This is a genomic window from Paraconexibacter sp. (assembly GCF_041602235.1).
Taxonomy (GTDB): Bacteria; Actinomycetota; Thermoleophilia; order Solirubrobacterales; family Solirubrobacteraceae; genus Paraconexibacter.
On record NZ_JBFIGP010000118.1, the window covers coordinates 1 to 10551 of the forward strand.

The following is a 10551-nucleotide window of genomic DNA, read 5'->3' on the forward strand; positions in this document are numbered from 1 at the left end:
GTTGGCGGTGAGCGCCCGCAGCCCGTCGGCGTCCCGGCGGGCCGCGAAGCGGCTCAGCGCCGGGTACAGGACCGTCGCGACCGCGACGCTGAACATGCCCTGCGGCAGCATGTAGATGCGGAAGGCGGCGTCGATCGCGCGAGGCGCCTGCTCGCTGACCAGCGCGCCGAGCACCGAGTTGATCAGCAGGTTGAAGTTGATGAGGCCCAGCCCGATGGTGACCGGCAGCATCAGCCGCAGCACCTGCCGCACCCGCTCGTTGCGCCAGTGGAAGTTCGGGGCGATGTTGAACCCCATCCGCCGCAGCGACGGCACCGCCATCGCGACCTGCACGCTCGTGCCGATGAGGACGCCGATCGCGTAGGCGTACAGCTCGTCGTCGCCGGAGAAGAACGGCTTGGTGCCGATCAGCAGCGCGAGGATCACGATGTTCCAGATCAGCGGGGAGAGCGCCTGGATCGAGAACTTGTCGTACGCGTTGAGGATCCCGACGAGCAACCCGTTGACGCCGAGCAACAGGACGATCGGGAACAGGACCCGGGACAGGCCGACGGTCAGGTCGTCCAGCGGCCCGCTGAACTCTGGTCCCGTGAACAGGGGCATCAGCACGCCGGCGCTGAGCATGAAGAACGCCGTGATCGCCCCCAGGACCGACAGGACCATCCAGAACAGGGTCGACGCGAGCCGGAACGCCTCCTCCTTGCGCCCCTCCTCCAGCAACTCCGTGAAGACCGGGACGAACGCGGCGCTGAGCGCCGCATCGGCGAACAGGCTGCGCACCACGTTCGGCACCTGGAAGGCGATCGTGAAGGCCGAGAAGGCACCCGAGGTGGCGAAGTAGCTCGACGCCACGATCTCCCGCCCGAGACCGGCGACCCGCGACAGGCCGGTCAGGGCGCTGAACATGACCGTGTTGAGCGCCATCGCGCGCCCCCGGGACGCGGCTGCCTCCGCGATCGGCGGCTCCTCGGAGGGAGCGTTCTGGGCGGGGGCCTCGGGCGTCACGCGCGGGGATGCTACGGACCGCTATGATCCCGCGCCGGTTATGGCCAACATCCACTCCCAGAAGAAGCGCATCCTGCGCGCCGAGCGCGAGCGTCTCGAGAACCGTCGCTACACGACGAAGATCAAGACCTACTTCCGCCGGCTCGAGGCCGCTGTCGCCGCCGGCGACGACGCGACGGCCGACGTCGAGCACCTCGAGCTCGTCCGCACGATCGACAAGGCCGTCAAGCGCGGCGCGCTGCACAAGAACACCGGGGCTCGCAAGAAGAGCCGCGCCGCCCGCACTCGCGCGGGCCAGCCGTCCGCGTAGGACGCTGCTCCCCGCTCGGGGCGTCGCACACACCGGTCCTCAGGCCCGCCTCCGGCGGGCCTTTTCGCGTTCGCCGCCCGGTCCCGGATCAGGACGTGATGCGCCCGATCGCCAGCAGCGCGCTGGTCTCCTGATCGAGCAGGCTGCCACCGCGCGTGTCGAGCTCCAGATCGGCGAGGGTCTCGAGCGCGAGCGTCAACCGGTCGGGGTCCGCGCCACGCGCCTCCTTGATGCGCCGGTCCGCCGCCCAGGGACTGCCCTTCAGCGTCGGCTTGATCTGCGCGGGCGACTCACCGGCCGCCAGCCGCCGCGCGATCGACAGCACCTCGCGCACGCGCCTGGCGATCATCGGGACCAGCCGGGGCAGCGACTCGCCCTGCTCCCGGAGCACGAGGTACTCGCGTACCGCCCGTCGACCGTCACCACCGGCGACCGCGTCGACGAAGCCCCAGATCTGGGTCTCCGAGGAGGGCGCGGCCAGCGCGCGGACCTCCTCCTCCCCCAGCCGCGCCCCGCGGCCGTGGTAGAGCGCGAGCTTCTCGAGCTCACGGACCAGCCGCTGCTGACGCTCCCCGACCTCGGCCACCAGCGTGGCCGCCGCCACCCCGTCGAGCTCGATGCCGTGCCGGCCCGCCTCCCCGCGCACCCACGGCACCATCTCCTTGCCCTTGACCGCGGCCTCGGCCCGGACCACGCCGCCCGCGGCCGTGACGGCCTTGGCGAGCGCGGCCGGCACCTTGGCCCGCCCGTCCTCACGCCCGAAGAAGGCGACGGTCGTCTGCGGGTCCGCGGATGCGAGCACCGGGGCGAGGTGCTGCTTGACCGCATCGTCCTTCCAGCGCTCGACACCCTCCACCACGAGGAAGCGGCGCCCCGTCGCGAAGGTCATCGCGCACAGGGCGGCCGCCACGGCCTCGGGGGTCGCGTCGTCGCCCTCGTACACCTCGATGCCGCCCGAGTCGCTCTCGGCCTCGGCCCGCGCGCGCAGGCCGGCGCGACGCTCGGTGATCCGGCCGTGATCGTCGCCGTGGATCAGATAGGCGGGCTTCCAGGCGGCGGACGGCGTGCTCACCGACGGAAGGATAGGCGGCGGGACGGCGGCCTCACCGCAGGCTCCGCACGGTGGTCCCGCCGGGGGCGTCGTCGAGCACCACGGTGCCGTCACGATCGGTGCGACGCACGACGGCCACCCCGGCCCGCAGCGTGCGGACCGTCTCCGGCCGCGGGTGCCCGAACGGGTTCCCGGCACCGGCGCTGACGACGGCGATCCGGGGCCGGAGGCGTTCCAGGAGGTCGGCCAGCCCGGGGTCCGCGCTGCCGTGGTGGGCGACCTTGAGGACGTCGATGCCGGCGAGGTCGAGCCCCCTCAGCACGTCGGACTCGGCGTCGGCGGGCAGCAGGGCGCGCGTGTCGCCGCACCGCACCTCGAGGACGATCGCGCGTTCGTTGGGGTCCGCGCCGGCGTGCCACGCGGCGGGCTCGCGGCGCGGGGAGAGGACGTGCAGCGCGATGGGACCGACCCTCAGGACCTGTCCCCGGTCGGGGACGACCGACCGTGCTCCGGCGCGCCTGGCCGCGGTCGTGATGCCGGCGCCCTCCGGGAACGGCGCGCCGTCGCGACCGTCGAGCACGATGTCGGTCGGGATCGCCTCCAGCACGTCGACCGCCGCACCGGCGTGGTCGCTCTGGGCGTGGGTCAGGACGAGGGCGTCCAGATGCCGCACGCCGAACCGGCGCAGTCGGTCGAGCACCGGGCCGGACGGCGGTCCCGTGTCGACGAGCACGGCGCGGGACCCGTGCTGCAGCAGGGTCGCGTCCCCCTGTCCGACGTCCAGGAAGGAGATGCGCAGCCCGGCGGGAGGCCCGAGCACCGGGGCGGGCCGCGGCGCGAGGGCGAGCGCGAGCGCCACGAGCCCCGCCAGCGCCGCGGGCGCGGGGGCGCGCGCCCGCGGCCACCGGATCGCGACCGCGACGACCGCGCACACCGCCGCCACGGCCCAGACGGGCGCGGCCGCCGTGGCGCCGGGCACCTCGGCGCCGTGCCTGCCGACCAGGACGAGACCGTGCAGCGGCAGGGCGGCGAGGCCGGCCAGCCACGCCGCAGCAGCGGCGGACACCTGGGCGATGGCCGCCGCGACGAACCCGACCCACATGACCGGCAGGACCAGCGGCGCCGCGAGCACGTTGGCGGGCAGGGCCACGAGCGACGTCTGGCCGAAGGTCGCCGCGATCACCGGCGCGGTCGCGACGGTGGCCGCGAGCGTCGTGGCCACCGCGTCGGCGAGGGGGCGTGGGACACCGCGGTCCGTGAGTCCGGCGTGCAGTGGCGGTCCGAGGGCCAGCAGGCCCAGGACCGCCGCGAACGACAGCCGCCACCCGGCGTCGCCGCACGCGCGCGGATCCAAGGTCAGCGTGACGGCGGCCGCCAGGAGCACCGCGTACCACCTGGAGGAGGGCCGCCCGGCCAGGGCCGCGAGCAGGCCGGCCGCCCCCATCACGCCCGCCCGCTGGATCGAGGGGCCGCCGCCCGCCAGCGGAACGTAGAGCGCGGTGAGCGCCAGCGCCCCGAGGATCCTCGACCGCCAGGAGGTCCCGAGCGCGCCTCCGATCAAGAACACGAGGGTGGCCAGCAACATCACGTTCTGCCCGCTGGCCGCGACGAGATGCGCGAGCCCCGAGGTCCGCATCGCCTCCCTCAGGTCCAGGGGCATCGCGCTGTCGTCCCCGAGCACCATGCCCTGCAGCAGGCCCGCGGTGTCCGGGCGCAGCGCGGAGGCGAACGCCCGCTGGGACCGCTCGCGCACGCGGTCGAGCGCTCCTGCGAGCCCGGCCCGGCGATCCCCGGTCGCCGCCACCGTCCTCGCCCGGAGCACAGCGTGGGCGCGGACGAGCCTGGCGTGCCGGTCCGGCGGGGTCAGGCGCCCGGTGACGCGCACGACGTGGCCGGGGCGCGGGCCCCCTGAGCCCTGGGCCCCCGGCGGGTCCGCCCGCGGCAGGCGCAGCAGGACCGGCTCACCCCGCAACTCGACCAGCGCGGTGCGTCCTCCCCGCGCCGTGCTGCGGACCGGGGCCGTGACCGTGACGTCGAGTGCGCCGGGTGCGGCCGCGGTCATCAGCGGTACGAGGGAGGAGCTGCTCAGCTGACCCAGACGGTGCTGCGCGACCCCGAGCCCGGCCAGCAGGGCGACCAGCGTCAGGCCGATCAGCAGCCGACGACCGGCGAGGACGAGCGCGACGAGCCCGGCCACGCCCGCCGCCGGGGCGGGTGTCCACACGAGCAGGAGGCCGAGCACGTAGGCCGTCAGCACCACGTGGCGGGGGTGGCGCCCGAGGTGCTCGGCGACAGCGCTCACACACGGACCCGCGGGCGGATCGCCGCCAGCCGCTTGGGTCCGATCCCGGGCACGCCGCCCAGCTCGTCGACCGATCGGAATCCGCCGCGGCGCGTCCGTTCCTCCAGGATCTTCCGCGCCGTCGCCGGCCCGACCCCGTCGAGGGTGTCGAGCTGCTCGAGCGTCGCCGTGTTGAGGTTCAGCGGGACGTCCGGTGCGCCGGGAGCGGCGGCGTCCGCACCTCCCGCCGTGCCCGTCGCCCCTCGAGCCGGGACAAGGACCTGCTGGCCGTCCGTGACCTTGGCCGCGAGGTTGACGGCGTCGAGGTCGGCACGCTTCCCCGCACCCCCCGCCCGTTGGAGTGCGTCGGCCACCCGCTGCCCTTCGCGCAGCCGGTAGACCCCGGCGCGCCGCACGGCACCTGCGACGTGGACGACGACCCTCCCGCCCTGCTCGCGCGTGACGACGGGAGCGCGCTGCCCCGCGGTCGCGGAGACGCCGGCACCGGTCCCGGACGCGTCGGGCAGCGTCGGGGGTCGCAGAGCCCGCGCCCCGAGGAACGCGATCGCGGCCACCGCGAGCACCGACAGCAGGACGTGGCTTCTCGGCACCTCGTTCACGCCCACCGAGGCTAGGTCCCATCGCGTGCCGCGGGACCCCGTGATTGCGACGTCTGTGTGCCGATTGCGTGGGCGGTGCGGTCACGCCGCCGCGCACCTCACCGCACGACGATGTTGACCAGCTTCCCCGGGACGACGATCTCCTTGACGACCGTCTTCCCGTCCAGGTGGGGAGCGAGCTTCGGCGACGCGTGAGCGAGCGCCTTCAACTCGTCCTCGCCGGCCTCCGACGGCGCGGTCACGCGATCGCGGACCTTGCCGTTGACCTGGCAGACGAGCTCGAAGGTCTCCTCGTCGAGGTAGACCGGGTCGGACGCCGGCCAGGGTTCCTCCCACACCCGCTCACCGGTGAGCAGGTGGTACGCGTCGCTGGCGGTGTGCGGCGCGAACGGGAACAGCAGCGAGGCCGCGGTCGTCAGCGCGAACCGCAGCGGGCCCGGTGACGGGGACCCGTCGTTGTAGGCCCGCGAGATCTCGTTGGTCAACTCCATGACCGCGGCGATCGCCGTATTGAACGCGAAACGCCCCGCCATGTCGCCCGTGACCTTCTCGATCGCCCAGTGCGCCTTGCGGACCAGGGCGAGGTCGTCACCGTCGATGTCGTCCGGGATCGGGTGGTCCGGTGTCTCCTGGGCCACCGCCGCGCTCAGGCGCCACAGGCGCGAGAGGAACCGGTGCACGCCCTCGAGGCCCTTGTCCGACCAGTCCGCGTCCTGGTCGGGAGGTCCGATGAACAGGATGTAGCAGCGCGCGGTGTCCGCGCCGTGCGAGGCGACGATCGACCCGGGCGCCACGACGTTGCCCTTGTTCTTGGACATCTTCGCGCCGTCCTTGGTGATCATCCCCTGCGTGAAGAGCTTCGCGAACGGCTCCTGGTGCGAGAGATGGCCGAGGTCGTGCAGCGCTTTGACGAAGAACCGCGCGTACAGGAGGTGGAGGATCGCGTGCTCGACGCCACCGATGTACTGGTCCACCGGGGCCCACTGGGCGACGACCGCCGGGTCCCAGGCCGCCTCGTCGTTGGCGGAGTCGCAGTAGCGCAGGAAGTACCACGAGGAGTCGACGAACGTGTCCATCGTGTCGGTCTCGCGGCGGGCCGGCGCGTCACAGCGCGGGCACGTCGTCGCGACCCAGTCCTCCGCGGCGGCCAGCGGCGACTTGCCCTTCGGCGCGTAGTCCTCGACGTCGGGCAGCACGACCGGGAGCTGGTCCTCGGGGACCGGGACGATGCCGCAGGCCTCGCAGTGCACGACGGGGATCGGGCAGCCCCAGTAGCGCTGGCGCGAGAGCAGCCAGTCGCGCAGGCGGTAGTTGACCGACGCATGCCCCTTGCCCTCGCGATCCAGCCAGTCGACGATCGCGCGCAGGGCCTCCCGGTTCGGCATCCCGTCGAAGTCGGGATGCGAGTTCACCAGCGGCCCGTCACCGGGGTACGGGAGGCCGTGCTCGTCGCCGCCCTCCTCAGGCGTGCCCTCCACGACGCGCCGGATCTCGAGGCCGTACTTCGTCGCGAAGTCGTAGTCGCGCTCGTCGTGACCCGGTACGGCCATGATCGCGCCGGTGCCGTACTCCATCAGCACGTAGTCGGCGACGTACATGGGGATCTGCTCGCCGTTGACCGGGTTGGTGACGGTGCGCCCGAGCGCGACGCCGGTCTTCTCGCGGTCGGCGGACCCGCGCTCCTCCTTGTCGTGCGTCAGCACGCGGTTGACGTACTCGCGCACCTCCTCCTCGTGTCCGGTGCCCTTCGCCAGACGCTCCACGTCCGGGTGCTCCGGAGCCATCACGAAGAACGTCGCGCCGAAGAGCGTGTCGGGGCGGGTGGTGAACACCGGATAGTCGATGCCCAGCTCCTCGCAGCGGAACACGACCTCCGCCCCCTCCGAGCGACCGATCCAGTTGCGCTGCATCGTCTTGACGTGCTCGGGCCACTCGATCGTGTCGAGGTCGTCCACGAGGCGGTCGGCGTAGTCCGTGATGCGGAAGAACCACTGCTCGAGCTGGCGGATCTCGACCTCGGCGCCGCAGCGCTCGCACTGCCCGTCGACCACCTGCTCGTTGGCGAGCACCGTCGCGTCGTTCGGGCACCAGTTCACCGCCGAGTCCTTGCGGTAGGCGAGCCCGTGTTCCAGGAGCTGCAGGAAGATCCACTGCGTCCAGCGGTAGTAGCGGGGCTCGTGGGTCCCGAACTCCCGCGTCCAGTCGATGCTGATGCCCCACTCGCGGAACTGCTTCTGGAACGAGGCGATCGCGGCCGCCGTCGAGTCGCGCGGATGCTGCCCGGTGCGGATGGCGTGGTTCTCGGCCGGCAGGCCGAACGCGTCGTAGCCCATCGGGTGCAGGACCCGCTTGCCGGTGCGGCGCTGGAAGTGCGCGACGGCGTCGCCCACCGAGTAGACCTTCAGGTGTCCGATGTGCGGCTCGCCCGAGGGATAGGGCAGCATCTCCAGGACGTAGCTCTTGTCCCGGTCGTCGGGATCGTTGGAGACCTCCCAGGTGCGCTCGGTCTCCCACACCTGCTGCCAGCGGGGCTCGATCTCTGACGGGTCGTAACGGTGGTCGCTCATCGGGCCCCCAACAATAGAGTTGCGACGATGAGCACCGCCGCCCCCGTGCCCCTGGACCCGGAGGCCTTCGCGATCCATCGCGCCGAGGTCCGGCCCGGCGTGCAGCTCGCCTACGTGCGGGAGAACCCCGGGGGCTTCCCGCTGCTGCTCGTGCACGGCTGGCCGGAGACCAAGCGGATCTGGTGGCGGAACATCGGGGCCCTGGCGGACGCGGGCTTCGAGGTGATCGTCCCCGACCTTCGCGGGTTCGGGGACAGCGGCGTGCCGGCGGACGGGTTCCACGATCTCGCCGCCCATGCACGCGACCTCCACGCCCTGGTCCACGACGTCCTGGGCCACGAGCGCTGCGCGGCGGTCGGCAGCGACCTGGGCGGGGGCGCGGTCCAGGACCTCGGGCTGCGCTTCGAGGGCTTCGTCGTCCGCCAGGTGCTCTTCAACGCGATCCTCCCCGTGCTGCCCGACGAGTACGCCGCGGCGGGCATCTCGAACGAGATCGCGCCGGCGGTCCGCCAGGCGGCCGACTACTACGTGCGGCAGTCACGCGACGCGGACGGCCTGGCGGCGGAGCTCGACACCCCGGAGCGCCGCCGTCGCTACGTCGCCGGGTTCTACGGTTCGCGGTTCTGGGGCACCCCGGGCGGGTTCACGCGGGCGGAGGTCGACTTCATGACCGAGCCGTTCGCGGACGCGGACCGGCTGCGGGCCGGGTTCGGGAACTACGAGAGCGCCGTCGGCACGATCCCCCTGTCGGAGGCTCCGCGGTTCTTCCGCGTCAGCGACGTGCCGACCATGGCCCTCTACGGCCCCGACGACCACGTGATGTACCGGGACTTCCCGGAGCGCTGCGAGGTCGCCTTCCGTGATCTGGTCGGACCGTTCGTGGTGCCACGAGCGGGACATTTCCTGCAGTGGGAGCGGGCGGCGCTGCTGAACGGTGCGGTGGTGGCGTTCTTGCGCGACCTCTTGTAGAGGGCTTCTACTCTGTGGGGCATGGAGGAGCAGAACGCCCCCACTCCGACCCCGGGCGACATGTCGCAGGTCTACTCGCGGGTCCAGGCGATCGTCGATGCCGCCGAGCGCTCCGCGGCCGCCCTGCGCGAGGAGACCGAGCAGCGCGCGCGCGACCGGATCGCCGAGGCCGACCGCGCGGCCGCCAACCGCGTCCGGGCCGCCGAGGATGAGGCGGAGGAGATCCTCGAGAAGGCGCGGGCCGACGCGCGCGAGATCGTCGCCGAAGCCCGTGGTGCCGCGCGCGAGGTCATGGGCGCCGGGACCGAGATCAGCCGTGATCTCGAGCAACTCGGCGCGTCCCTGCGCCGCAACGCCGCCGTGATCCTCAAGGACGTCCAGCACGCGCACCGGGAGATGCAGAGCCGCATCGACCGGATCTCCCCGCCCACCGCAGCCGACCGGATCGCGGCCGCGAAGCCGGAGCGGTCCTTCTCGGTCCCCGAGCCGGTCCTGCCGTTCGGGGTCAGCGCGCGTCGCACCCCCTCCTCCCGGTCCGACGCCGCTCCGGTCGACGCCTCGGACGTCCCGGTCGACGACATCGAGATCCCGGAGTTCACGCGGAACTACGTGCCGCAGCGACGCCGGCGCTGACGGCCGGACGCCACGACGCCCTCGCGCCGCTCTCGCACGCGACCGACAGGGCCCGATCGCAGGCCCCCGGCGAGGAACAATCAGCGGCACGGTGTTACCATGGCCAGCGACTACGAACTCCCCGGGGCTATAGCTCAGCTGGGAGAGCGTCTGGCTGGCAGCCAGAAGGTCGCCGGTTCGAGCCCGGCTAGCTCCACTCCTCCGAAGGCCGCCCGAGAGATCGGGCGGCCTTCGGCGTTCGTGGTGCGCCCCGCGCCCGCGCTCGCCGGCGGCTACCGCGCGACCAGCCGGTACACCGGACCGGTCAGCGACATGGCGTAGATCCGGCCCGCACGGTCCTCCGCGAAGGACGACAGCAACTCGACCCGCAGGCCCTCGCTGCGCGGTCGCAGGCCGCGAGGGGCACGCGGCACGATGCTGTTGATCCGGCCGGAGCAGAAGTCGCCGTAGAGCATCCGGCCGCTGAGCCTCGGGATCCCGGGGTCGCGGACCACCGGCCCCCCGATCACCGAGCATCCCCGGTCGCGCGCGTAGGTGTGCATGGGCGCGACCGCCCGACGCGCCCGCACCGAGCGGTTGAACCTCCGGTTGCCCTCGTAGGCGCTCCAGCCGAAGTTCGCACCGGCGCTGCGGGCCCGGGGGCGGTAGTTCAGCTCCTCGAACGTCTCCTGGCCCACGTCGCCGAGGACGAGTGCGCTGGTGCGTCGATCGAACGCGAACCGCCACGGATTGCGCAAGCCGTACGCGTAGACCTCGTCGCGCGCGCCCTTCACGCGCACGAACGGGTTGCTTCGCGGGATCCGGTACCGCCGGCGCTTGGTCGCCCGCGGATCGATCCTCAGGATCTTCCCGTGCAGTGATCCGCGGTTCTGGGCCACCCGTCGCGGGTCGCCCACGCCGCCGCCATCCCCCGTCCCGATGTACAGCAGGCCCTCGGGCCCGAACACCAGATGGCCACCGTTGTGCGTCGGCGTCGGCTGCGGGATCCGGATGACGAGGCGTCGGCTGTCGGGATCCGCCCTGTCCGGCGAGCTGCGACGGGTCCTCCACTCCTCGACCCGCAGCGCCCCGCGGCGGTCCGTGTAGGAGACGTAGAACCGCCGGCTGCGCGTGTA

The 10551-nt window shown here is 72.9% G+C and carries 9 protein-coding genes and 1 tRNA gene; 4 read left to right on the top strand and 6 right to left on the bottom strand.

Annotation, left to right across the window (positions count from 1 at the left end; translation table 11 throughout):
* A partial coding sequence (locus ABYE80_RS10995) for a lipid II flippase MurJ (RefSeq protein WP_372790321.1) occupies positions 1-1005 on the bottom strand: 1005 nt, incomplete at its 3' end.
* 40 nt (positions 1006-1045) lie between these two features.
* On the opposite strand from ABYE80_RS10995, the gene rpsT reads away from it, so the two are divergent.
* Positions 1046-1315 (top strand): 30S ribosomal protein S20, encoded by a 270-nt coding sequence (gene rpsT / locus ABYE80_RS11000; RefSeq protein ID WP_372790322.1) that lies wholly within the window; start codon positions 1046-1048, stop codon positions 1313-1315.
* A gap of 88 nt (positions 1316-1403) precedes the next feature.
* On the opposite strand, the gene holA is transcribed toward rpsT, so the two are convergent.
* The 4 genes from holA to leuS all read right to left on the bottom strand — a co-directional run bounded on the left by holA (position 1404) and on the right by leuS (position 7834).
* Positions 1404-2387, bottom strand: a complete 984-nt coding sequence (holA, locus tag ABYE80_RS11005; RefSeq protein WP_372790323.1) for a DNA polymerase III subunit delta — start codon at positions 2385-2387, stop codon at positions 1404-1406.
* A 31-nt stretch (positions 2388-2418) separates the two neighbouring features.
* The gene (locus ABYE80_RS11010; protein ID WP_372790324.1) at positions 2419-4668 is read right to left on the bottom strand and encodes a ComEC/Rec2 family competence protein; all 2250 of its coding nucleotides are present in this window, start codon (positions 4666-4668) and stop codon (positions 2419-2421) included.
* Complete coding sequence (locus ABYE80_RS11015) at positions 4665-5267, bottom strand: helix-hairpin-helix domain-containing protein (RefSeq protein WP_372790325.1); 603 nt, start codon at positions 5265-5267, stop codon at positions 4665-4667. The genes ABYE80_RS11010 and ABYE80_RS11015 overlap by 4 nt, the downstream gene beginning before the upstream one ends.
* A 98-nt stretch (positions 5268-5365) precedes the next feature.
* Complete coding sequence (leuS, locus tag ABYE80_RS11020; protein WP_372790326.1) at positions 5366-7834, bottom strand: leucine--tRNA ligase; 2469 nt, start codon at positions 7832-7834, stop codon at positions 5366-5368.
* A gap of 27 nt (positions 7835-7861) precedes the next feature.
* On the opposite strand from leuS, the gene ABYE80_RS11025 reads away from it, so the two are divergent.
* From ABYE80_RS11025 to ABYE80_RS11035, 3 genes are all read left to right on the top strand, one after another.
* Positions 7862-8803 carry an alpha/beta fold hydrolase gene (locus ABYE80_RS11025; protein ID WP_372790327.1) on the top strand — a complete coding sequence of 314 codons (942 nt, stop codon included), beginning with the start codon at positions 7862-7864 and terminating at the stop codon, positions 8801-8803.
* 21 nt (positions 8804-8824) lie between these two features.
* Positions 8825-9436 carry a hypothetical protein gene (locus tag ABYE80_RS11030; RefSeq protein WP_372790328.1) on the top strand — a complete coding sequence of 204 codons (612 nt, stop codon included), beginning with the start codon at positions 8825-8827 and terminating at the stop codon, positions 9434-9436.
* A gap of 123 nt (positions 9437-9559) precedes the next feature.
* A tRNA-Ala gene (locus tag ABYE80_RS11035) sits at positions 9560-9632 on the top strand.
* Between the two features lie 76 nt (positions 9633-9708).
* On the opposite strand, the gene ABYE80_RS11040 is transcribed toward ABYE80_RS11035, so the two are convergent.
* The coding region (locus ABYE80_RS11040) for a sorbosone dehydrogenase family protein (protein WP_372790329.1) at positions 9709-10551 on the bottom strand (843 nt) is incomplete at its 5' end.